Below are 22535 nucleotides of genomic sequence, written 5' to 3'. Positions count from 1 at the left end.
GCATCTAGATTTCCCGCCACCAAGAACAATGAACGATCTGAAAACCGCAGCGACTTTCCTTGATTCAATCCCCACCGATACGTCCGTCCGCCGCCGTTCCCTGATAGCCGCTTGCAGCGCGCACGCAATACATGACGGCCTGACCGACCTCATCTATGTGTTATTGCCGATCTGGCAGACGCAATTTTCCATCAGCTACGCCTTGGTGGGACTGTTGCGCGGATCCTATTCAGGCATGATGGCCGGCTTCCAGCTGCTCGCGAGCAGGCTGGCAAAGCGCTGGGGGCGAGAACGCATGCTGGTGGGAGGAACGGCGCTGGCTGGCGTCGCATACCTGATCGCCGGCCAGGCCGGAGGCTTGACCGTACTGCTGATTGCGCTTTTGCTGGGCGGGTTGGGAGCCAGTACCCAGCACCCGCTGGCGTCCTCGATCGTCACCGATACGCACGAGGCAGGCGGCGGAGTCAAAGAAGCGCTGGCGCAATACAATTTTGCCGGTGACGTTGGCAAGACGCTGATACCGGGATTGGTGGGCTTGTCGCTCGTTGTCGTCAGCTGGCAGACCAGTGTTACGTTGATGGGGCTGCTAGGCCTGGCCGCGGCCGGCCTGCTGTGGTGGCTTATGCCGGCACGGCTCGAGTCGGCATCCGAGAACAGCAAAGCCGCCAAGGCAAGCACTGGAACCGGCTCGGCCAGCGGGCTACGCGCGCTGCTGCTGACCGGTACTTTGGACAGCGCAGTCCGGATGGGATTTCTCACCTTCCTGCCATTCCTGTTGAAAAACAAAGGCGCTGGCACGGCTGGCATCGGTTTGGCGCTGTCGCTATTGTTTGTTGGCGGCGCGTTCGGCAAGCTGCTTTGCGGCTATCTGGGGGCGCGCATCGGCATGATGAAAACGGTGTGGCTCACAGAGTCCGCCACATCGCTGCTGATCCTGCTGGCGGTGTGGCTGCCGCTTGCCGGAATGATGGCAATGCTGCCGCTGCTGGGACTCGCCTTGAACGGGACGTCTTCGGTACTGTATGGCGTGGTGCCGGAATTGGCCGGCGCCGGTAAGCGCGAGCAGACTTTCGCGCTGTTCTATACCGGCACCATAGGCGGCGGGGCGCTATCACCAGTGTTGTTTGGCCGGCTGGGCGATGTCGCTGGAGTCCCCGTTGCCGTGATAACGTTGGCGGCGATCCTGCTGTTCACGTTGCCATTGTCGTGGCAGGTGCAGAAAGGCTTGGACAGCTGATTGCTCCGTATTCGCATCAAAGTTGCCAGTCGCAGGATATCATTGCGGCTTTGATTGACCGTTATCGGCCAAGTGGTGACGACAGAGCCCACGGTTGATGCTCAACTTACCCCGAGAAGGAATCTGGCATGAAAAATATATTCAAATCGCTCATCTACGCCCCATTGACTTTTCGCGCTTTAACGATGTCTCAGTCTGCATCAGCTATCGAGATGAACTCTGCCGAGGAAATCGTCCAGAAACAACTCGCTGCCTACAATGCGCGCGACATGGATGCTTTCCTTGCCACGTATGCGGACGAGGTCGAGCTTTTCGGATTTCCGAACACACCGTCGGCGAAGGGCAAGGACGAAATGCGCAAGCGCTATACGGTACGCTTCAGCGATACGCTTTTGCATTGCGTCATCGTAAAGCGCATCGTCATGGGAGATACCGTCATCGACCATGAGCGCATTCGCGTCACCCTGCCCGAAGGCCCGGGTGTCATGGAGGCGATTGCGATTTATGAAGTTGAAGATGGAAAAATCGCCAAAGTCACATTTATTTCCGGGAAAAAAACGCCAGGCGCAAAGTTGTAAGCTGATGAATGGCCGACGCATCGCGGCCAAATGTGGTCGATCGTCTTTTTGCAAATGGAGAACAACATTGGAAAATGGTCAGTGCGCGTTTAACCAGATGGCCACTGCAGAAGCATGGGCGCGTGGATGGACCCTTACGAGGGGGAAACCTCGTCCCGTAAATCAAACGTATGGATGCAAAATTGACTTAGGCGCGCCCGACCACCTCGAGCGCCATGTAGTAAGCAATTTCGATGCGCAAGCTTTGCGCGAGCTATCCAGCAGCTTAACGGTTCCAGGGACATGGCTTAAAGTCTGCGCCAGCCCAGAAATGGTAACGCCTTTTCTTCGTGATATCTGGACGGTTCAGCCGCTTGAGTATTTGATGGCTGCGACATTGCGCAAAGACGCCATCATTGCACGCGATGACTACCAGCTATCAATTCGCACAAGTAGTGCGGTCACCGATGCTGAGCTCAGGAGCAAAGACGGACAATTAGCCGCGAGGGGACGTGTAGCTCAAAGCAATGGCTTTGCAATCTTTGACCAAATAGTGACCGAGCCTGAACATCAAAGAAAGGGACTGGGGCGGATTGTCATGGGAGCACTGAGCAATGTTTCGATTGCCGGCGGATCAAAAATAGGCGTACTTGTCGCCACTGAAGATGGTCGTGCGCTGTATAAGACGATTGGCTGGACGATTGTTTCCCTGGTCACTGCAGCGGTCATCGGGTAGGTTTTGCCGGCTATGCGCCGCTCGGGCGCCGCTTACAGAGGAGCTGGAACCGGCCAGGAGTCGCCGTTCGCGTTTTGATACCCATGGAGTGTAAAGATGAAATTTGATTGGCATGGTGGGATGATATCGCCCACAACTGAAATCGATTCCGACTACAAGAACACGCAAAACGTTCGACGCTTTCTCTCCAGTCAGTGTGGGACGGATTTCAAATTTGACCGCGAACTGATGGCCTATATACGTGACGGACTTGCGAAGAATATGGGTGATGTAGTGGACGAATGGAAGCGCCGCCGTGGACGTCGGTAATCGGCCACAAGCAGCCAATCGTGCATCCTTGGCATCGACGTAAAGAGGTCGCTCCAAATAAATGGGATGACAGTGGAATTACAGGGCCAAAATGAAAAGCGAAGAAAAGATTTTTAAGCAACTTCCTATCCCTGAACCCGCAATACGCGACGAAGATGCGGTGGAGATGCTGCGAGTATGGATTGCTGAGCGCAAGCTACATTGCTCAATGAAGATTGGTATGCATCAAGAATCAATGAACATTCCGGAAGAGAAAGCATGGGGAACAATTCTTGCAGATGCTGCACGACACTTAGCCAACGCGATGGAGTCTCGCTATTTGACGGATGCGGCGGAGTCATTGATAAAGATTCGCGACGTATTTATTGATGAATTGGAGGATCCGAGTTCCGACGCGGAAGGGGATTTTGTAAAGAAACATTGATGGTAGCCATGGGCTGTGAGGTTCCGCCTTGAGGCAAACCGAATGAATCCAAGGGCTACAGTCGAATCTTGTGGGCATCCCTAGCTATGAGTGAATTTTTTAAAGAAATTATGATTTGGAAGCGCCTTGACAAGGTGTCGGCTGTCCGATATTCGTGCCTAAATGATTTGCAAAATGGTAAATTTTCCGTTCAAAGCGCGGATTTCTATCGATTGCCATTGGATGGGTATTCGGCGAATGAATTCGCAAGGCAATTCGCTGTGCTTTTTATTGAGGTTCCGCCACGAGAACGTTGTTCATGGTTTGATTCACTTGATGAGGCAATAATTTATCATGAACGCGAATTCTCATAGTGCCGGGAATCGCGGCTATTCGTTGCATGTCCGCTTCCAGGTAGTACGAAGGGCCGCTGTGGGAATTCGGTCTTTCTCGAATGCTTGAATCCCGCCAGAAGCGGACGGCCGAGAACCTGGACGCAATCTCCTGCCCGGGTTCGCTCCGGCGAAACATGCCTCTGCGACTCCAATGTCAGGCCTGTTCAATGGCGGAACTTCCTAAGACTTCGCTTTTTTCGAAGGTTTCGACTTGCCGGAACTGTTGAGAGCAATCGCCTGGTGGACTAGCGCCTTGAAGGCTGATTCGTCGACTTCTTCTCCTTCATGAATGTCGATCGCGCGGCGTGCGTTTCCGTCGAGACTCGAGTTGAAAAGAGGAGCCGGATCCTTCAGCGACGCGCCTTTGATGAAGGTGAGTTTCACCTTATCCTTGTAGGATTCACCAGTGCAGATGATGCCGTCGCGCGACCACACCGGGGTGTCCCCCCATTTCATTTCCTCGATGACATCCGGGTCCGCTTCCTTGATGAGTTTGCGCATTCTGCCAAGGGTTTCGCCGCGCCAGTCACCGAGTCCGGCTATTTTTTTTGAGATGAGGTCCGATGCCGGCAAGTCTTGGCTTGTATCCGATGTTTTCATGTTCTCGTCCTGGAAGTTGGAGATATATTTCGTTGCAAGATAGCGACCATTTCCTTCTATTTTTCTGCCGGAACGATGGTGCGTCGCCCAAACCACATGCGGCGGAAAAGACCGTCTTTCAATACGAACTGATGGAACAGTGCGGCCGCGATATGGGCGGCGATCAGAGTCGCCAGCATGGTTGCAAGGACCGCATGGACCTGGAACGTGGGGAAGGTGGTGAAATTGTTGGGTAGCAGTTCGCCGGGATGCTGGAACACGCCACGGATGAACCAGCCGGTGGCCCAGCCACTGGCGATTATCAGGAACACGATCAAATAAAAGCTGTAGTGCGCCATGGAGGCCAGCCGGTCCAGCAGGGGCGAACCGCTGGTTGCGGTTGCCGGACGGGCGCTCCTTATGCGGATGAGGAGGCGCAGGATCATCAATGCGAGCACACATATGCCACCCGTCATGTGCCACACGAGGATCTCGAGTTTCTTCGGATTGGTATTCGGCATATCCGCAAGGACGAAGAAGCCGAGGCATAGGAGACCGATGATCAGCAGCGCGAGCAGCCAGTGCAGCGCGACCAGCACGGGCTGGTAGCGCGAGGCGAGGCCGCGGCTCACGCCAGGCCTCCCGCCACGCGTTCGAGGCTTGCGAAGAATTTCTGCCAGCCGTACTTGGCGCCGGCGTAGGCTTGCTGCTGATCCGGCCGGAAGCCCGACTGCTCCATGCGCAGGTGGGTTCCTGTGCTGGTCGGGGTGAGAGTCCAGGAGACGACACTCTTGAGACCCAGAGCTTCCCACGTGTAAGACAGCGCCTTGTTCGGCTCAATCGCAAGAACCTGACACTCAACCACGCCCCAGTCGGCACGAAGATCGAAACGGTGACCGACGACAGGTTTGAAATCGTTCTGCATCAGCCATTCTTCAATGAGCGGACTCTGCGTCAGCGCGCGCCAGACTTTTTCCAGGGAATGCGGCATTTCCCTCTCTACGATCAGCGTTTTGGTGTCGTCGGTCTGCATCATTGATCCATCCTCTTCAGTAGGGTTTCCAAGCGGTCAAATCGGCTGTTCCAGAAGGTCGAATAAAATTCAATCCAGTCAATCAGCGGCGCCAGCGCTTTCGGTTCGGCGCTGTAATACGTCTCGCGTCCGTCGCGCCGCCCTCGCACCAGGCCGGCCAGTTTGAGCGCGCCGAGGTGCTTCGAAATGGCGGGTTGCGATACCCCGGACGGATCGGTCAAGGCATGCACCGTCATTTCACCGTCTCTGCTCAAGCGCTCGAAAATCGCGCGCCGGGTTGGATCCGACAAGGTTTTTAGGACAGCCGTCGGTTCTGTGTGCATTGTGAATCCTTGCTTATGCGAACTTCGTTTTGATTTCTGTGAAGTGTTGCTTCACTGAGTTAATCATAACCAATTGGTTATGTATGTCAAGGGGCGCATCTTGAGCCAGCATCGCCCGCCATTTGGCTGGCTTGGCGTGCGGCGGGACTGTCTGGCGGCACGCTGACGGAGCAAGGCGATGCGTGTCAAAATGAGTGTAATGACAATTCGACAAAGCGAGACTGGCGATGGCTAAGCGGCTGATGATCGAAGGGCGGGTGCAGGGCGTCGGCTATCGTGTTTCCTTTGCCGACCAGGCGCTTGCCCTTGGCCTTTCCGGCTGGGTGCGCAATCGCCGCGATGGCTCCGTGGAAGCCTGTGTTCATGGCGAGGCGGTGGCGCTTGAGGCTATCATCCTTTGGGCAAGGCGAGGTCCACCCGCCGCCCTGGTGCGCAATGTGACCATCGAGGATGTCGAAGAGCCGGAGCCTTTGGATGGGACATTTAAGATTTGCTGACGCAGCGAGTCTTTTAAAATCAGGAGCCGGGCTGCGTATTTAAAATCAGCGTCGCCGGACCAGTCTGCCGGCGCCAGGCTTCTTGCTGCCGCCGAGGCCTTGCCTGCTTACGCCGCTTGCCAGTTTTGCGGCAGACAACTCTGCCTCCACGATTTCCACGCGCTTGTTTGCCGTCGCCAGCGATTCCTCGATAGCGCCCAGTCGGCCCTTTGCCCCCGACAATTCGCTCTCGAGCATCGATATTTTTTCGCGATAGGCATGCGCGGCGGATTTGCTTTCGGCCTCGATGCGCGTGAATTCGGCTTTCCATTGTCTGGATTCGGCGCGTGCCCTGTCGATTTCCAGCAAGCTGTGCTTGCGCAGCCCATCCAGTTCGGCCAGTCCGCCTGCATGCTCCTCAGCCTTGCGGCCCAGTTCGGCGGCCAGGCCGCCGATGCGCTCGTCTTTTGCCTGCAGCGTAGCGCGCTGTTCCGCCAGCGCCTGCTCCAGGCGCTTGATCTGCTGGTCGCGGCCTAGCAGGTCGGCATGGGCGATGGTCAGCTTTCCCTTCAACTCATTGGCGATGTCGATGGCGGCCAGGGTGTCTTCCTGCGCCAGGTCGATCAGCTTTTCCGCTTCCGCTTTTTCACCGGCAAGTACGGTGCGTTCGGCGGCGAGTGTATCGTTGGCCGACTCCACGGCGTAACGCCATAGCTCGCGGGTGAGGGTGGCCACGGCGTCGGGAAGTCCGGCGACGCCCTTGTCCCGTTTGAGCTTGAGCAGATCGGCGTACCACTCGTTGATGTCCTTTTGCACATCGCCGTCGGATCCTTTCTTGGCGCCGGTGCTTGCAATCGTCCATTCTCGCACCAGGCCGATGGAGGGCTTTTTGCCTTGGGCGGCGAGCGTATCGCAGGCGGTCCAGCTGAGATTCTGGCGTTCGGACATGATTTTTCCTTGAAACGGATCTTAATACTGGAATTTTACTGAAAAATCGCAATAAAGTAATAATAATTACGTAAATTAAAAGTAATTATAATTACGTATTCTTATATTTAATCGAGATTACGTCAATAATCTCGATTAAATAAAATATCGTGATATTCTGCTCAATCTCCCGAGAAGGTTCCCGTTTTCATCCTTTATTGAGCTTCGCAACAGTTAGCAGTTTATGGATCACTTAGCGGTAATAGACCTGGAACGGCCGGACAGGACCGTCAAAGCCCCGGCGTTGACCCTGGATCTGTTTGCCGGCGGCGGCGAGGCCGAACCGCTGGTGGCGGCGCGTTCGGACTCCGAACTGGCGCGCGCCTTCCTTTACAGCAGTGAACTCTCCGAAAATTCGATCAAGAGCACGAAGAAGGACCTGGGGCGCTTTCTGCTGTGGTGCCAGCATCACGGCAAAATGCTGTACCAACTGCATATCGAAGACTTGATCGCCTACAAGGCTTTCCTGAAAGACCCGCAACCGGAGGAGACCTGGATCTCGGCCACCAAGTGGCCGCGCGAGGATGCGCGCTGGCGGCCGTTTTCCGGGCCGCTTTCCGAGCCCAGCATGCGGCAGGCTTTCCGCGTGGTGAAAGCCTTGCTGGAATTTGCCAAGAACGCCGGGTATCTGCGGCGCAATGCCGGCGCCCTGGTCAAGAACGTCAAGACGGCGCGCGATGCGAGAGTGACGCGCTACCTGAGCATGCAGGCCATAGCCTATATATACGCCGCGATGGATGAGCTGCCCGCAACATCCCCCGTCAAGAGAAAAGCCAGGGCGCGCGACCGCTTTTTGCTGCTCGGCTATGTCACCACCGGCGCCAGGCTGTCTGAGCTGACCGGGGCAAGAATGGGCGCGATGTATACCGAGGGAGATGGGCGCTGGTGGCTGGATGTCGTCGGCAAAGGCGCAAAGCCGCGTAGGCTGCCGGTGGCGCCGGACATGCTGGCGGCGTTTCGTGAATATCGCATGGCGTTTGGACTGCCGGCCCATGCGGCGCGCGACGATGCCACGCCGCTGGCGCTGTCCAGCCGTGGACCGGCGCCGGCCTCGATCACCGGCGAGGCCGCTGCCAATGCCATGAAATCCTTGTTTTCCGCTGCCGCAGTCCTGGCCGAAGCGGCCGCCGAACCGGATAGCGCATCGGCCTTGCGCCAGGCATCCGCGCACTGGCTGCGGCATACCATGCTGACCATGCACGCCAACAACGATGTTTCGCTGAAGGCGCTGCAGGATACGGCGGGCCACGCCAATATTTCGACCACCGCGATTTACCTGCATAAGAGCGATAGGGAGCGGCACGACGAATTGATAGGTTCGCTCGCCCGTAAGCGCTAAGTGGCAAGGGCAAGGGGCAAGGGGCATCGCAGCTCCTGCCATCAACTCCTTAAAAATTCCGTTAAGCAATATTTATATTGCTATAATATTTCATTATGGAAATATTTGTTGGATCCGTCCCAATGCGGCCGGCCCAACCTGAATCCAGTCCGGCAACGACAACCGGCCCCTTGGCCGGCGTCGCGTTGATCCGGGCTGACTATCGGAGAAAACAATCGATGCTGAAAAACATGCTGTCCGGCCTGCTTGCATGCGCCGCGATTTTCCCTGTAGCAGGTAATACCGCAAATCCCGCCGCGAGCGCCGGCATGGTGGTCGACAGCTTCAGCGGTCCGGTCACCGGCAAGGAGATCAGTTCTTTCAAATCGTATATCCAAACCCTGGTTCCGGCGGCCGACAACATCGGCAACCAGTGGGCCCAGGGCGCCAGCGGTGAACAGACCAAGGCGATGGGACTGGTCTACGAAATCAACGGCGACCGTGCCATCCTCGACAAGATGCTGGTGTTTTGCGACAACGTGCTGTCCGAGCGCAACGACTTGGCGCCGGCGCCGGTCGGCCAGCACAAGATCTGGACCGGCAGGATAGACCCGGTCTGGCCCAACGATGTGACAACGGCGCCGATCGGCACCGGCGGCGAGCAGGGCGACCCGGTCGGGCATCTGGGCTATTGCGCCAGGCTGATCCTGGCCACGCCGTCGATCTGGCACCTGAAGGTCGGCAGCGGCGATCCGAAAAACTACGGCGCCGACTACTACAGCCGGGCAAAAAAATATGTGACGGAAGCGGACTACAGCCTGGACCGCCACACTTTCAAATCCCTCCTCAACCTGAGCCACAACAACCTGTATTATTTTTCCGACGCCTCGCCGTACAAGTCGGGGCTGCCTGTGCCATGGAACCAGCAGATGATGTTCAACTACGCCTTGCAGAACCTGGCGGCCTGCCACGAGATCCTCGGCGACGATCCATCCCGCGCCACCAAATACAACGCCATTGTCAGCGCCAGCGTTGTCTCCTTTTTTGCTACAGGCGTGACTTCGTACAAGAGCAAGAAGGGCAGCGATGTCTATGACTGGGGCTATACCTTGCCCGACAAAAGCGGCGAAGACAATAACCACGGCAGTCTCGACATAGCCGGTTTCTACCGTGCCTATGCCACCGGCCGCTACGCAATCACCAGCGCCGAGATGACCAGGTTCGCCAATACCTTTGTCGATGTGGTGACGCGCGGGCCGCAGGACTATGCGGGAAGAATCAATGGCAGCGATGGCGCCGGCAACAGCGCCCCGACCACCACCGTGAGGAGCGGCTACCTGTTCTTGGCCGAGTTTTTGCCGCAGCAGTATCAGAACATGGTTGCCGCGGATTTCACCGTCGGCAAGGCGACTGGCCGGATCGACCAGTTTTCGCGCTTCCTGTGGGTGAAAAACCGGCGCTATGTCAAACCCGCGCAAGCTAGCGGCGACTGACCAGGTGCACTGAGCAGGCCGGCTACGCTCGCGGTTTTGTCCGGTCGGGCTAAGCGCTGGGCATTCCGGCGAGCAGCCTGCCCGCGGGTCTGTTGGACCTGCCGGGGGCTGCCAGTTACACGTGAATCAGGCGGCCGCCGCCAAACGACCAGTTTTCCCAGGTGGTTTCCTTGAAACACACCATCACTTCTTCGGTATTCAGGCCTTGGCCGGACAGGGTGGCCATCAGTTCTTCCAGCAGCTTGCGCTTGATTTTGACGCTGCGGCCGACCGACCAGAGGATTTCGATCAGGACGAAATTATCGCTACGCGCCGATTTCAGGTCCGGATAGCCGGGATCGTAGCGGAAGTCCTCGGCGTCGAGTTCGATGACGCGCTGGAATTTATCGGTCGCCGGTACCCCGCTTGAAACCAGCGCGGCGTGTACCGCATCGAGAATGCCGGCCTTGAATTCAGCGGATTTCGGTTTGCGGACAGTGATTGTGACGAGCGGCATGCAGACTCCTTGAAAGGTTTATGTATCCTGGCCACGCCGCTACAGCCGCCGTCCCCGTGGTTTGCTCAAGCAAACAGCAAGCGGTCGGTGTAGTGAAAATCGCCGGGATTGAAATAGGGCTTGGCCCAGTTATCCGTGGTAGACAAGAACCAGCCTGCGGCGACCGCAGCCTGTTGCTTGGATACAGGCATTTTAGCTGCAGTCGGTGGTGATACGCTTGCCATCCGGTCCAGGAACTGGAAATGATCCACCAGTCCCGCCGCTTCAATTGCGAATACCGTGGCGACGTCGCCATCGTAGATCGCCAGCAGGTTGTCGCCATTGGCCTGCTCGCCGCCCAGAGCGAGGTTGGACGAGCCGCAGTAAACCACAGGATCGCTGCCGTTGAAGTCGCATACCACGAACTTGTGGTGGATCTGATGGCCGATGCCGCCGATGCTGCGCACCTGGTCGAACGGCGGCGGCAGAATCGCCTTCCCGGGCTTGCCGGTCACCAGCACGCCGGTCTTCTTGCCTGGCGCATACAGCGAAATGCCGCTGCTGCTGTCTGAAATGCCATAGCTGAAGATGTGTTCATCGGCGTGCAGGTTTTTCAGAGCGGTGTAGACCGGGCTGGTGCCGTTGTCGATTTCCATGACGGCAAACAGCACGCTAGCCTGTTTTGCCGATTTCGATCCTTCCTGCTGGATGCGGGTGGCGATCTCGCCCAGATTCTTGGTGACAAACTCGGCCGTGTGCGGGGCGAAAGTGATGTCGGCCTCGGGCGATGCGCCTTGGGGCACCGAGAAGGTGGCCGAAGAAAACGGCGATTGCAGGTAGGGCGTGAGCTTGACGCCGCCTTGCCATACCGTTTCGAACAGCTGCCCGTATTCGGCGGCGACGACGGGGTCGTCGAATACCAGCACATGGTTGGAATTGACGTACAGGCCGGTGACCGAGAAATTGGTCGAGCCGGTCAGTACCTTCAGTGCGCTATCCTTGTTGAAGCTGACGAATACCTTGTCGTGGGCGTAGCGCTTGAAATGACCGCGCAGGATGTCGGCAGGGCTTTTGGCGACCGCTCGGAACTGCGTCTCGAATTCGTCTTCGGGCGTCGGCTTCGCCACCGAATGGTGAAGCGCCGCATTGTCCAGGATGATGCGCACGCGGCCTTGCCTGGCCAGCTCCAGCAGGATCTTGCAGATGTCCGGTTCGTTGAGGTCGTAGGCGAACACATCGAGATATTGCGACGGATCCTGCAGCACCTCGTTGAGCAGCGCAAAAATCTGCGTGCGCGCCGTCAGGCCCAGCCAGGCGTATTCATCGGCAAAGGTGTACTGCGCACCGGAGGGATCGCTGCCGGACACCTGCGCGGTATCGAACAGCAGTTCATCGCTCTTGGGGCGGATCAGGGCGTTGACGCCGAAATGGCGGGTAAACGCCTGCGACTGCGTGTAGCCGCGAGTAAAGCCGAGACTGAACTTGTTCTTTACAAACGGCCCTACGTAGACCTTGAGCGCGACTCCTTGCGCGGGATCGAGAGCGGTCAGCGACTGCTTGTCGTCAAAATAGCGCGGGGTAACGGTATAGGTGTACTCGCCGAAGAACGGATCCGTGCGCTGATGATTGGAGCCCGGCACATGCAGCCAGCGAAACTTGTGCACCGGCGCGTTCACGCTTGAATTCGGCGGTTCCTGCGGATCCTGGGCATGGCTGGCGGGGGTCTCGAACTGCAGGGTGTTGTACAGGTAATAGGGTGGCAGACCCTTGGGCTGGCATTGGATGGTGAAACCCGCCAGCTTGACGGCGCTTTGCGCATCGAAAAGATTGAATGCCAGCAGGGTCTTGCAATCCCCGATGTAGGCGGTAACGGACAGCAGCTTCGATTGCTCTGTGACAGACGCCATTGCGACTCTCCTGGTTCAGTTGAGCACCTGATGAGCAGGCGCCGCAAGCACCCTATTTGATGACGGATGAGTTTCTGCGAGTTGCTTTCCACTCAATTCAAAAAGAATTGAAAAATATTAACGGGAAATTGTTACAGTGCAATGACTTGTCGAACTGGGAATAAATGTCGTGTGGAAATATTTCCTGCTTTAGCCCGGCATGCGCGGGATGACAGGAGTTGCAAGCTGGCGTTCCGGCGCCACGTTGCCGGAATCGCGTTGCAAGATGGGCGCCCGCGCCGTGAGCGCAGGCTTGCTGGCTGACAGCTCACCTCAGAAGGTGATGCGGATCGGTGTCATTGGTCGAATCGACAAAATGCTTGAGCGCGGCGTCCATCTCAAACCGCAATTTGCTGACCACGGCGGGATCTCGCTGCTCGCTGGAGAGTTCCGCAATATATTTGCTTTTTGCCAGGTCGTGCAAGCGGCGCGCTTCGTTGATTTTCTGATCTGCAGTATTCATGCATCTCTCCAAGCCGGACTAGCGAGGAACATATCCTAGCATCATCGATCGGGCGATTCAAATCGATGGCAAGTCGTTGCCAAGTCGATGCACCCCCCCCCGGCATCAGTCCGTTGAAGAAATCCTTGAATACCCGCAATACAGGGAGCCGAGCCGACGATAAGTCGCCTGAGCCTGCATTCATAAAACGTCCGCAATCATATTGGCAGGCTGCCGGCATCTAGCGCCCGCTGCCAAGGAAATTCACTATAAGCGCGATGGTCGCATCGGGACTTTCTTCCATCAGCCAGTGACCGGCCTTGGGTACTACCGCTTCCTGCACGTTGCTGGCGGCGTTGCGCATGACAACGGCCATGGTGGCGCCGAACGATTTTTCACCACCGATGGCGAGCACAGGCATGGCGAGTTTTGTCTGCGAGGCGATCCGATTGTCAGCAACGTCCTTGGCGGCGATCGAATTGAATTGCGCAAAGGCGGCGCGCATGGCGCCGGGCTGGGCATACAGCCTGGCGTAATAGGCCCGCGTTGCTTCATCCACTTTGGATGGGGTCGCCCGCGAACTCGTTTCAGAAACGGTCGAGATAGATGCGCTCGCGGCCGGCCACCAGGCGCTCGGCATCCGGGCCGCCGAAATTGAAATGCCACAGCTGCGGGCTGAGAATGATCTGGTCCCAGGGCGCGACGCCGGGAACAGGGGCGTCCATCACAACCAGCTTGTCTACTTTGTCCGGGTATCTTGCCGCATAGGCATACGCAACCATGGTGCCGATATCGTGGCCGACTACCGCGGCATGATCCTGGCCGAGTTTCACGACCACCGCCCGAATGTCGACGGCCTGCGTCATCTTGTCGTAGCCGCCGGCAGGTCTGGAAGACATCCCCATTCCGCGCAGATCGGGGACGATCACGGTATGGGTCTTGGCCAGCTCCTTCGCCAGCGGCCCCCACATGTCGCCGGTGTCGCCAAAGCCGTGTATCAGCACTACCGCCGGGCCGGCGCCGCCGGAGCGGACAAAGATGTTCACGCCATCCGGCGTGGCGACGGTACGCGCCTGGAATCCCGCCGGCATTGCCGGCTCTGCGGCCAGCGAGACATTGCTGAATAGGGCGCCGCTGAAGATTGCGGCAAGGATGATGGCGCGTCTTTTCATGATTGAACCTTTCAATCGAAATGATGAAAAATTACCGCGCCCATTGTTTTGTGTCGTTCTTCGGGCGTGTTGAGCGTAAAGATCTATATCAGGCTATTCACTGCAGCTGGATGTTATGGGAGTGCACAAGGCATTGCATTTGTAGTTTGTGACGGAAGCTGGCGCCTCGGCCGAGGCTAACTCGAAGTATCTGTCCGGCGGCGCGTTTGTCAAGAATTTTGTGCTCGCAGGCGCCGCGGCGCAGGCGGGGGAGTTGTCCTGTCTGGCCGAACCCCGGGCAGGGCAGCAGTGGACTTCTATTTATATTAAAGTAAATTATTAAAAATAAAATATAACTACATGATTATATTCATTTATATATCGATAATGATATTTTACTTTTAATATTTCACTTGAAGATTAGTTGCTGCCCCCAACAGCCGTTCGTGTGCATGGCCGGCGACGAGAAAAACACCCGGTCCATAGTGAAAATAATGGACGCCGCGCCTTTCCGCGATACAAAACAACCAATGCCAGTGTTATGTGACGTCATACAAGTTGTTTAACGATCTTGCTTCTTGAGGCATTTCCCGCCAAATAACTCTAAACCTGTCGCGATAGAAATATATGTAATTGGCGACGCCACTATTTAAGTGATTGCACAGCTGAAATTAACGTTGTACGATAACGTATCACTAAATCGCTTTTGCCACGAGTCAGCTAGCGGTTGTGAATACATAAAAAACCAGGAGACAAACCAATGAAGCAAGCTATTTCCGCGCTGTGCGCCGCCTGCGTGGCGTCGCTGGCGCTGAGCGCCGTGCCCGGCCATGCCAGGGAGTTCCGCGACGCCGATGTCCAGCCGGCTGATTATCCGACCGTCGCCGCCGTCAACTACATGTCTGACCTGATGAAGCAGCGCAGCCAGGGCAAATACAGCATCAAGGTGTATCCGAACAGCCAATTGGGCAGCGAGCCGGACACTGTCGAGCAGGTCAAGCTGGGGGCGATTGAATTTACCCGTACCCATGCCAGCGTGCTCAACGCCATCTGCCCGGAAACGATGCTGCCTTCCTTGCCGTTCGTGTTCCGCAGCAAAGAGCATATGCGGCATGTGCTGGACGGCCCGATCGGCGACGAAATCCTGCGTTCCTGCGAGGCCCACGGCCTGGTCGGCCTGGCGTTCTACGACTCCGGCGCGCGCTTTTTCTATACCAAGAAGCTGGTCAAGAACCTGGCTGACCTGAAAGGCATGAAGATCCGCGTGCCGCAGTCGGAACTGTCGGTGGCCATGCTGCAGGCCCTGCACGCCAATGCGACGCCGATGGCGACTTCCGAGGTCTACACCGGCATCAAGAGCGGCATCGTCGACGGCGCCGAAAACAACTGGCCGACTTACCAGACCGCCCATCACTTCGAAATCGCCCCTTACGTGCTGCTGGACGAGCATGACATGACGCCGGAAATACTGCTGGTGTCGAAAGTGATCTTCGACAAGCTGTCGCCCGACGACCAGAAAATGATACGCCAGAGCGCCAAGGCATCCGTGCCTTACATGCGCAAACTGTGGGACGCGCAGGAAATTTCTTCGCGCGCCATTGCTGAAAAGGCCGGAGTGCATATCGCCGCCGCCAACAAGGCTGAATTCCAGGCCAGCATGGCTCCGGTGTATGCCAAGTTCGTCACCACGCCAAACATGAAAGACTTGCTCAAGCGCATGCAGGACACGCAATAAGCGCCGCCAACCGCCCTCCGAACCATCCAGGAACCGCTTATGACCAATGCCAATATCCCGGCGGATGCAATTGACGGCAAGGTGGCGACCGCCTTGCTGCCGCCTTTTACCTTTCTCACCCGCTGCAACGCCTGGCTTTCGCTGATGTGCATGAGGCTGGCGGTAGCCGGCCTGATCCTGATTGCGCTGGCCGTGTTCGGCCAGATCTTCGGCCGCTACGTCCTCAACAGCAGTCCCTCATGGACTGAGGCTTTCGCTCTGCTGATGGTGCTGTACGTGACCAATATCGGCGTCGCCGTCTGCGTGCGCGACGACCGCCACATGGGCGTCGAACTGCTGACCGGCGCCTTGCCGCCGAAGGCGAGGGTGGTGCTGAAGATAGGAATCCATCTGCTGGTCATCGTGTTCGCGCTGCTGATGATCTGGAACGGCTGGATCCTGGGCCGCCAGATCATGGACTACATGATCCCCAACCTCGGGCTTTCCCAAGGCTTGACCTACTGGCCGCTGATACTGTCCGGCTGCCTGATCGTCCTGTTTTCGGTTGAGCACATCATCGCCTTGCTGCAACATACAAAGGTTGTCCCATCATGGCATTGACCCTGCTCTCCGTTAGTTTCCTGGTATTGCTGCTGCTGGGCGTACCCATCTCGTTTTCCATCGGACTGTCGGCGATTGCCGCCATCTTCTATGAAGGCTTGCCGATAGCCGTGATTTTCCAGCGCATGATCGCCGGCATGAGCGTATTTTCCTTCCTCACCATTCCTTTCTTCATCTTTGCCGGCGAACTGATGCTGTACGGCGGCATCGCCGACCGCATCATCCAGTGCGCGCGCGGCGTGGTCGGCCATATCCGCGGCGGCCTGGGCATGACCAATGTGCTGGCCTGCACCTTGTTCGGCGGGGTTTCCGGCTCGCCGGTGGCGGATATCTCGGCCATGGGAGCGGTGATGATTCCGATGATGAAGCGGGAGAACTACGACACCGACTATGCGGTCAACGTCACCACCCATTCCTCGCTGGTGGGGGTGCTGATGCCGACTTCGCACAACATCATCATCTACGCGCTGGTGGCGGGCGGCGGGGTTTCCATCACCACCCTGATCCTGGCCGGGCTGCTGCCGGCCGCCATCCTGACCCTGGCCAACCTCGCCGTCGCCTACCTGGTGGCCGTGCATCGCGGCTATCCCGCCGGTACTTTCCTCGGCTGGCGGGTGGCCTTGCACAGCGTCCTGCGCGCGGTGCCGGGGCTGATGGTGGTGGTGATCATCATCGCCGGCATCACTTCCGGCATCTTTACGGCCACGGAATCCGCCGCCATCGCCGTGTTTTATGCGCTGCTGCTGACCACCCTGGTGTACCGCAGCCTGAGCTGGGAAGATTTTTTGAAGGCGGCAGTCAAATCGGTCAAGACCACCGGCGTGATCCTGATGCTGATCAGCATTTCCTCCGCCTTCGGCTACCTGATCAGCCTGTACAGCGTGGCCGATACGGTCGGCGCGGCGCTGATGGCGGTGAGCAGCAATCCGATCGTGATTTTCCTGCTGATCAACCTGGCCTTGCTGCTGTTCGGCACTTTCCTCGACATGGCCGCGCACATCCTGATCTGCACGCCGATTTTCTTGCCGATCTGCGAGCATTTCGGCATGGGGCCGGTGCAGTTCGGCATGATGTTGCTGATTAACTGTTCGCTGGGATTGAATGCCCCGCCTATCGGCGCGGCGCAGATCATCGGCTGTACTATCGGCGGCATCCGCATGGGGCAGATCATGCGCACCATCTGGCCGTTTTACCTGGCGCTGTTGTTTACCTTGCTGCTGGTGACCTTTGTGCCCGGGTTTTCGCTGTGGATTCCCGCTTTGCTGAACTAGCGCTGTGCCTGACCTTGGCAACGCCGAGGCGCATTAAACGCCTTGCAGCAAGGTCTCGCGAAAAGTCGCCACCAGCGGCCGCAGGTTGATGCGGTGCCAGGCAGCCCATAGCGGCGTGCGGTAGCTGAACCAGGGCAGTTCGCGCAGCACCACGCCGGCAGGCGCGTGGTGGCGCAAGCTGTGCTGGATCATGGCCATGCCGAGGCCGGCGGCAACCAGTCCGAGCGCGGTCAAGGGCTCGGTCGCTTCCATTTTGATGTCCGGGGTAAAACCGCCGCGGGCGCAGGCGGCGACGAAATTGTCGTGCTTCAGCACGCTCTCCTTGTGCAGCACGGCGATCCATTCCTGGCCTTCCAGGTCAGCCGGCGTCAGTTCGGCGCGCGCGGCCAGCGCGTGTTGCCTGGGCAGCGCCAGCAGCATGGCATCGCTCAGCACCTGGGCGCAATCAAGGTCGGGATCGTCCTTGAGCGGCGGTTCGCACACCAGGGCGACATCGAGACTGCGCTGGCGCAATCCCTCCAATTGTTCGGCCGAGTGCATGTTATAGAGTGCGATATGCACTGCCGAACGGCCGTCGCGCAACCTGCGCAGGGCGTCCGGCAGCACACCGGAATGCATGGCGTTTTCGATATAGCCCAGGCAAAGACCGCCTTCCTCGCCGCGTCCCAACCGTTTCGCCAGCGATTCCAGGCGGTTGCCATGGGTCAGGAAGGCGCGCACTTCAGCCAGGAAGGTACGACCATCGCGCGTCAGGCGGATGCGCTGCTGGCTGCGCTCGAACAAGGTCAAGCCGAGCCGCTCCTCCAGCTGGGCGATCTGGCGGCTCAGCGGCGATTGTGAAATATGCAGGCGTTCGGCGGCGCGGCCGACGTTCTCTTCCTCGGCAACAGCGACGAAATAATGCAATTGACGGATGTCCAACATATCAGACCTTTTGGGACTTAAAATTGTCTTATTATGTCTTGGACTGCATTAACTGTGCAACCTATACTTCCTCTCGCTGCTTGAGAAAGCATCTTTCCACCCATTCACCAGCAAGGATAAAACATGAGTATCAAAGATAAACTGCCGGGCAGGCTTGGCTTCGGTACCGCGCCGTTGGGCAATATGTTCCGCAACATTCCTGAGGAAGAAGCCTTGGCGACGGTCGACGCCGCCTGGGAGCATGGCGTACGCTATTTCGACACTGCGCCGTTCTATGGCGCCGGCCTGGCTGAAATACGGCTGGGCAATGCACTGGGCAAGCGCCGCCGCGACGACTATGTCTTGAGCACCAAAGTCGGCCGCGTCATCCTCGATGAGCTGGAAGACCCGGCGACGCGGGACTTGGGCGAGAAGGGCGGCCTGTTCGAGTTCGGCCGTCCCAACAAGATGATCAACGACTACAGCGCCGATGCCACGCTGCGTTCGATCGAGGACAGCTTGAAGCGCTTGAACACGGACCGCCTGGACATCGTCTGGGTGCACGACATCGCCCAGGATTTCTATGGCGACGAGTGGCTGGCCCAGTTCGAAATTGCCCGCACCGGCGCCTTCCGCGTGCTGAGCCGCTTGCGCGACGAAGGCGTCATCAAGGCCTGGGGCTTGGGCGTCAACCGGGTCGAGCCATGCGAACTGACGCTCGACCTGAGCGAAGCCCAGCCCGACGGCTTCCTGCTGGCCGGTCGCTATACGCTGCTCGACCATGAACGGGCGCTGCAGCGGCTGATGCCGGCGGCGGCCAAAGCCGGTGTCGACATTGTCGTCGGCGGCCCATACAGCTCGGGCATCCTGACCGGCGGCAGCCACTTTGAATATCAGCAGGCGCCGGCCGAGATCATTGCCCGGGTCGAGCGCATCAAGGCTATCGCCAACCGTCACCAGGTCAGCATCAAGGCCGCCGCGCTGCAGTTCTCGCTGGCCAATCCGGCGGTCGCTGCGGTGATTCCCGGCGCCAGCCGTCCTGAACGCATTGCTGAAGATGCACAGGCGCTCAATGCAGCGATCCCGGACGCTTTCTGGCAAGAGATCCGGCAAGAAAAATTGGTGGCGGCTGATGCGCCGCTGCCAGTCACCGGCGCAAAGGAGTAAGAGCATGGCCAGCACAAGCGCAAGCATGGAAATAGCCGCAACGGCGGAACGGGTATGGCAGCTGATCGGCGGCTTCAATTCGCTGCCGGACTGGCTGCCCTATATTCTCGACAGCGAGCTGAGCGAAGGAGGGCGGGTGCGCAGCCTGAAAACGCCCGAGGGCGAGATCATCATCGAGCGCCTGGAAAGCTTCAGCCAAGAAGACCGTTCCTATAGTTACTCGATCCTGCAGGCGCCTTTTCCTGCCACGCACTACCTGTCCACTCTCCAGGTGCGAGAAATAGCGGGTCGACAGGCTTGCCTGGTGGTGTGGTCCGGCAGCTTCGTGCCGGCCGGCGTCAGCGACGAAGAAATCAGCAGCTTGTTTCACGGGATCTACCGGGATGGATTGCAGGCGCTGAAACAGCGGATGCTTGCAACAGGCTGACTTGCGGTGCAAAGGATGGCTGCCCTTGACCTAGATACATATTGCCTTTCAGGCAATGACTTTCAGAGCCCGGGGATTTTTCAATTTCGGCAGAATCAGGCAATCCTCGCACAGCATTGATCTACCCCGTTTTCCGACCTCCCGCCTAAGATGAAGTCAAGCTTTCACTCATCAGCGGAGATTCCATGAAAACGGTAGACCACATTTATATCAACGGCAGCTTCATTAAACCTCACGGCAAGGAAGTGCTCGAACTCGTCAATCCCTCGACCCGGGCGGTCATCGCCCGGGTTACGCTGGCGGACGAGCAGGATGCGCAAGCAGCGATTGCCGCGGCAAAAGCCGCCTACAATAGCTTTGCGCATACCAGCAGAGAACAGCGCATGGCATATCTGCAGCGCCTGCACGACGCCGTGGCGGCGCGCTCGGATGAACTCCTGGACGTCATGATTGAAGAATACGGCGGTCCGCTGCGGATCAGCAAGGCGAGCACGCAGCGCGCGGCCGACAGCTTTCTGCTGGCGAGAGAACTGCTGAAGACTTTCGAGTTCGTCCAGCATGTCGGCATCTCGAAAGTCGTGCTGGAACCGTTGGGCGTGGTCGGCCTGATTACGCCCTGGAACGCCAACTACAGCTTCATCTGCAGCAAACTGGCGATGGCGGTTGCTGCCGGCAGCACTGCAGTCATCAAGCCCAGCGAGCTGAGCGCTCTCCAGACCCAGCTGCTGACCGAGTGCCTGCACGCGGCAGGATTGCCGCCCGGTGTGATCAATATCGTGACCGGGCGCGGGGCGACGGTAGGCGCAGAGATGACCCGTCATCCCGATATTGCCAAGATTTCATTCACAGGATCCACGGAAGTCGGGAAAACCATAGCCCGCGGCGCGGTGGACACAATGAAACGGGTCACGCTGGAGCTCGGCGGCAAATCACCGAACCTGATCCTGGACGATGCCGATCTCGAAAAAGCCATTCTGCTCGCCGTAGCTGCGGCCACGGTCAATAGCGGCCAGGCCTGCATGGCCGGAACGCGCCTGATCGTGCCGGAAAGCCGTCTCGACGAAGTGAAAAGCCTGATGAAAAAAGCGATGCAGGCTCTGCAGGTAGGTAATCCGCACGATAGCGCCACGGCGATCGGGCCGATGGTGACGCAAACGCAGTATGATCGGGTGCAGCGCTATATCCACCTGGGGATAGAAGAAGGCGCGGAACTGCTGACCGGCGGCGCCGGCCATCCGGCCGGTCTCGAGCACGGTTATTTTGTGCAACCTACCGTGTTCGCCAGCGTCACCATGGATATGCGGATTGCGAGAGAAGAAATTTTCGGACCGGTGCTGGTTATCCTGAGCTATAAAACCGAGGCCGAAGCCATAGAGATGGCAAACGACACGATTTATGGCTTGCATGCCTTCGTCAGTTCGTCCGACCTGGAACGGGCGAACCGGGTGGCTGCCCAGATCGTCGCCGGCCGCGTGTTCATCAACGGCATGTACGATGAACCGCGCGCGCCGTTCGGCGGATTCAAGCAGTCTGGCATTGGCCGCGAGTATGGCCGCTATGGACTGGAGGCCTATCTGGAACCTAAAGCCGTCATGGGACACGGTGAAACGAGCAATGAAACTACACAATAACGGCGGCAAACCAGGATCCCCGTTCGACCCGCTGGATCTCCTGCGCGACGAGGTGCTCAGTCATTTCGAAGGTGTTCCAGAGACACAGCGCGATGTGCGCACCGCGCTGCCGTATCTCTCGTTCATCCGATTTACCCGTCCGACCGAACTCACCAGGGGCATGCTGGAGCCCTCCATGTGCCTGGTGCTGCAAGGGAGGAAAAAGGTCCTCATCGGCAGCGAGATCTCGCACTACGGGCGCGGCAGCTATGTGCTTTCCGCCATCGATATGCCGGTCTCCGGTCAGGTCTCGGACGCCTCGCTTGCCGAGCCCTATCTGGGGGTAAGGATTGCGTTGGATGCCCACGAAATTGCAGCGCAGATCATTGAACACAAGCTTGCGCCTCCCAAAAACTCCCAGCCGCGAGCCGCCGCTTATGTGGAAGCCGCGGATGCCGAGTTGCAGGATGCCTTCCTGCGGCTGGCAAGGCTGCTGAAGAAGCCCCGCGACCTGGCCGTCCTGGCGCCCCTGGTCAAGCAAGAAATCTTGTATCGCCTCATCAGCGCCAGGGATGGCGGCCTGCTGGGCCAGACGGTGCTGGCTCATCATCAGGAAAAAGGCGTCAACCAGGCAATTCACTGGATCAAGACCAACTACGCCGAACCGATGCACGTCGAGCAACTGGCCAAGGCTGTCAGCATGAGCGTGTCCAATCTGCATCACCGCTTCAAGGCCATCACTGTGATGAGTCCCTTGCAATATCAAAAGCAGGTACGCTTGCTGGAAGCGCGCAAGCTGCTCCTGGGCGGCAACATCGAAGCTGCCACCGTCGCTTTCAAGGTGGGCTATGAAAGCCCGTCGCAGTTTAGCCGGGAATATCGCAGGTTGTTCGGCGCCTCACCGTTGCAAGACATGGAGTACCTGAAGCATCATGAGTTGGACCAATAGCGCCGGCACGGTC

Annotated in this window: 24 protein-coding genes and 1 pseudogene; 15 read left to right on the top strand and 10 right to left on the bottom strand. The window is 58.1% G+C overall.

Going from position 1 to position 22535, the window contains the following annotated elements:
• The first annotated feature begins 28 nt into the window (after nt 1–28).
• The 5 genes from BCF11_RS24635 to BCF11_RS24615 all read left to right on the top strand — a co-directional run bounded on the left by BCF11_RS24635 (nt 29) and on the right by BCF11_RS24615 (nt 3263).
• Complete coding sequence (locus tag BCF11_RS24635; protein WP_098497079.1) at nt 29–1237, top strand: MFS transporter; 1209 nt, start codon at nt 29–31, stop codon at nt 1235–1237.
• Nucleotides 1238–1365: 128 nt separating this feature from the next.
• Nucleotides 1366–1815, top strand: coding sequence for a nuclear transport factor 2 family protein (locus tag BCF11_RS24630; protein ID WP_098497078.1), 450 nt, complete (start codon nt 1366–1368; stop codon nt 1813–1815).
• Complete coding sequence (locus BCF11_RS24625) at nt 1742–2530, top strand: GNAT family N-acetyltransferase (protein WP_158229275.1); 789 nt, start codon at nt 1742–1744, stop codon at nt 2528–2530. The genes BCF11_RS24630 and BCF11_RS24625 overlap by 74 nt, the downstream gene beginning before the upstream one ends.
• A gap of 96 nt (nt 2531–2626) precedes the next feature.
• Nucleotides 2627–2839 carry a DUF6434 domain-containing protein gene (locus BCF11_RS24620; protein WP_098497076.1) on the top strand — a complete coding sequence of 71 codons (213 nt, stop codon included), beginning with the start codon at nt 2627–2629 and terminating at the stop codon, nt 2837–2839.
• A 91-nt stretch (nt 2840–2930) separates the two neighbouring features.
• The gene (locus BCF11_RS24615; protein WP_098497075.1) at nt 2931–3263 is read left to right on the top strand and encodes a DUF5076 domain-containing protein; all 333 of its coding nucleotides are present in this window, start codon (nt 2931–2933) and stop codon (nt 3261–3263) included.
• Nucleotides 3264–3817: 554 nt separating this feature from the next.
• Here the strand turns inward: BCF11_RS24615 and BCF11_RS24610 are convergent.
• The 4 genes from BCF11_RS24610 to BCF11_RS24595 are packed head-to-tail and all read right to left on the bottom strand — an operon-like array spanning nt 3818 to nt 5572.
• The gene (locus BCF11_RS24610) at nt 3818–4237 is read right to left on the bottom strand and encodes a DUF1801 domain-containing protein (protein WP_098497074.1); all 420 of its coding nucleotides are present in this window, start codon (nt 4235–4237) and stop codon (nt 3818–3820) included.
• Nucleotides 4238–4293: 56 nt separating this feature from the next.
• Complete coding sequence (locus BCF11_RS24605; RefSeq protein WP_158229274.1) at nt 4294–4848, bottom strand: cytochrome b; 555 nt, start codon at nt 4846–4848, stop codon at nt 4294–4296.
• The gene (locus BCF11_RS24600) at nt 4845–5252 is read right to left on the bottom strand and encodes an SRPBCC domain-containing protein (protein ID WP_098497072.1); all 408 of its coding nucleotides are present in this window, start codon (nt 5250–5252) and stop codon (nt 4845–4847) included. The genes BCF11_RS24605 and BCF11_RS24600 overlap by 4 nt, the downstream gene beginning before the upstream one ends.
• Nucleotides 5249–5572, bottom strand: coding sequence for a helix-turn-helix transcriptional regulator (locus BCF11_RS24595; RefSeq protein ID WP_098497071.1), 324 nt, complete (start codon nt 5570–5572; stop codon nt 5249–5251). The genes BCF11_RS24600 and BCF11_RS24595 overlap by 4 nt, the downstream gene beginning before the upstream one ends.
• 227 nt (nt 5573–5799) lie before the next feature.
• On the opposite strand from BCF11_RS24595, the gene BCF11_RS24590 reads away from it, so the two are divergent.
• A complete protein-coding gene (locus BCF11_RS24590) occupies nt 5800–6069 on the top strand; it encodes an acylphosphatase (protein WP_098497070.1) in 270 nt (89 codons plus the stop codon).
• Nucleotides 6070–6114: 45 nt separating this feature from the next.
• Here the strand turns inward: BCF11_RS24590 and BCF11_RS24585 are convergent, their stop codons facing one another.
• The gene (locus BCF11_RS24585) at nt 6115–6996 is read right to left on the bottom strand and encodes a DNA-binding protein (RefSeq protein WP_098497069.1); all 882 of its coding nucleotides are present in this window, start codon (nt 6994–6996) and stop codon (nt 6115–6117) included.
• 223 nt (nt 6997–7219) lie between these two features.
• On the opposite strand from BCF11_RS24585, the gene BCF11_RS24580 reads away from it, so the two are divergent.
• Both BCF11_RS24580 and BCF11_RS24575 read left to right on the top strand, forming a co-directional pair.
• Nucleotides 7220–8374, top strand: a complete 1155-nt coding sequence (locus BCF11_RS24580; RefSeq protein ID WP_098497068.1) for a tyrosine-type recombinase/integrase — start codon at nt 7220–7222, stop codon at nt 8372–8374.
• Nucleotides 8375–8592: 218 nt separating this feature from the next.
• Entirely contained in the window at nt 8593–9846 is a 1254-nt protein-coding gene (locus BCF11_RS24575) for an alpha-1,2-mannosidase (RefSeq protein WP_098497067.1), read from the top strand.
• Between the two features lie 115 nt (nt 9847–9961).
• On the opposite strand, the gene BCF11_RS24570 is transcribed toward BCF11_RS24575, so the two are convergent.
• The 4 genes and pseudogenes from BCF11_RS24570 to BCF11_RS24555 all read right to left on the bottom strand — a co-directional run bounded on the left by BCF11_RS24570 (nt 9962) and on the right by BCF11_RS24555 (nt 13881).
• Nucleotides 9962–10342, bottom strand: coding sequence for a tautomerase family protein (locus BCF11_RS24570; RefSeq protein WP_098497066.1), 381 nt, complete (start codon nt 10340–10342; stop codon nt 9962–9964).
• Nucleotides 10343–10407: 65 nt separating this feature from the next.
• The gene (locus BCF11_RS24565; RefSeq protein WP_098497065.1) at nt 10408–12228 is read right to left on the bottom strand and encodes a phospholipase D-like domain-containing protein; all 1821 of its coding nucleotides are present in this window, start codon (nt 12226–12228) and stop codon (nt 10408–10410) included.
• Nucleotides 12229–12535: 307 nt separating this feature from the next.
• Nucleotides 12536–12730 (bottom strand): hypothetical protein, encoded by a 195-nt coding sequence (locus BCF11_RS24560; protein WP_098497064.1) that lies wholly within the window; start codon nt 12728–12730, stop codon nt 12536–12538.
• Nucleotides 12731–12950: 220 nt separating this feature from the next.
• A pseudogene (locus BCF11_RS24555) lies at nt 12951–13881 on the bottom strand (alpha/beta fold hydrolase).
• Between the two features lie 739 nt (nt 13882–14620).
• On the opposite strand from BCF11_RS24555, the gene BCF11_RS24550 reads away from it, so the two are divergent.
• From BCF11_RS24550 to BCF11_RS24540, 3 genes are read left to right on the top strand one after another with little or no spacing between them, the layout of a single operon-like run.
• On the top strand, nt 14621–15595 hold the full coding sequence (locus BCF11_RS24550; protein ID WP_098497063.1) for a TRAP transporter substrate-binding protein: 975 nt from the start codon (nt 14621–14623) through the stop codon (nt 15593–15595).
• Between the two features lie 39 nt (nt 15596–15634).
• Nucleotides 15635–16195, top strand: a complete 561-nt coding sequence (locus tag BCF11_RS24545) for a TRAP transporter small permease (protein ID WP_098497062.1) — start codon at nt 15635–15637, stop codon at nt 16193–16195.
• Complete coding sequence (locus BCF11_RS24540; RefSeq protein WP_098497061.1) at nt 16186–17466, top strand: TRAP transporter large permease; 1281 nt, start codon at nt 16186–16188, stop codon at nt 17464–17466. The genes BCF11_RS24545 and BCF11_RS24540 overlap by 10 nt, the downstream gene beginning before the upstream one ends.
• Before the next feature lie 33 nt (nt 17467–17499).
• Here the strand turns inward: BCF11_RS24540 and BCF11_RS24535 are convergent, their stop codons facing one another.
• Nucleotides 17500–18390 carry a LysR family transcriptional regulator gene (locus tag BCF11_RS24535; RefSeq protein WP_098497060.1) on the bottom strand — a complete coding sequence of 297 codons (891 nt, stop codon included), beginning with the start codon at nt 18388–18390 and terminating at the stop codon, nt 17500–17502.
• Between the two features lie 123 nt (nt 18391–18513).
• Between BCF11_RS24535 and BCF11_RS24530 the strand changes: the two genes are divergently transcribed.
• The 4 genes from BCF11_RS24530 to BCF11_RS24515 all read left to right on the top strand — a co-directional run bounded on the left by BCF11_RS24530 (nt 18514) and on the right by BCF11_RS24515 (nt 22522).
• Nucleotides 18514–19536: an aldo/keto reductase gene (locus BCF11_RS24530; protein WP_098497059.1), complete on the top strand. Its 1023-nt coding sequence runs from the start codon at nt 18514–18516 to the stop codon at nt 19534–19536.
• A 4-nt stretch (nt 19537–19540) separates the two neighbouring features.
• Nucleotides 19541–19963 (top strand): SRPBCC family protein, encoded by a 423-nt coding sequence (locus BCF11_RS24525; protein WP_098497058.1) that lies wholly within the window; start codon nt 19541–19543, stop codon nt 19961–19963.
• Between the two features lie 185 nt (nt 19964–20148).
• A complete protein-coding gene (locus BCF11_RS24520; protein WP_098497057.1) occupies nt 20149–21594 on the top strand; it encodes an aldehyde dehydrogenase family protein in 1446 nt (481 codons plus the stop codon).
• Nucleotides 21578–22522 (top strand): AraC family transcriptional regulator, encoded by a 945-nt coding sequence (locus BCF11_RS24515; RefSeq protein WP_098497056.1) that lies wholly within the window; start codon nt 21578–21580, stop codon nt 22520–22522. The genes BCF11_RS24520 and BCF11_RS24515 overlap by 17 nt, the downstream gene beginning before the upstream one ends.
• The last annotated feature ends 13 nt before the right edge of the window (nt 22523–22535 follow it).

Origin of the sequence: Collimonas sp. PA-H2, assembly GCF_002564105.1 — a bacterium.
In the GTDB taxonomy this organism is placed as follows: Bacteria; Pseudomonadota; Gammaproteobacteria; order Burkholderiales; family Burkholderiaceae_D; genus Collimonas.
Note: the sequence above shows the minus strand (reverse complement) of the source record. Positions and strands in the feature narration are given on the sequence as shown.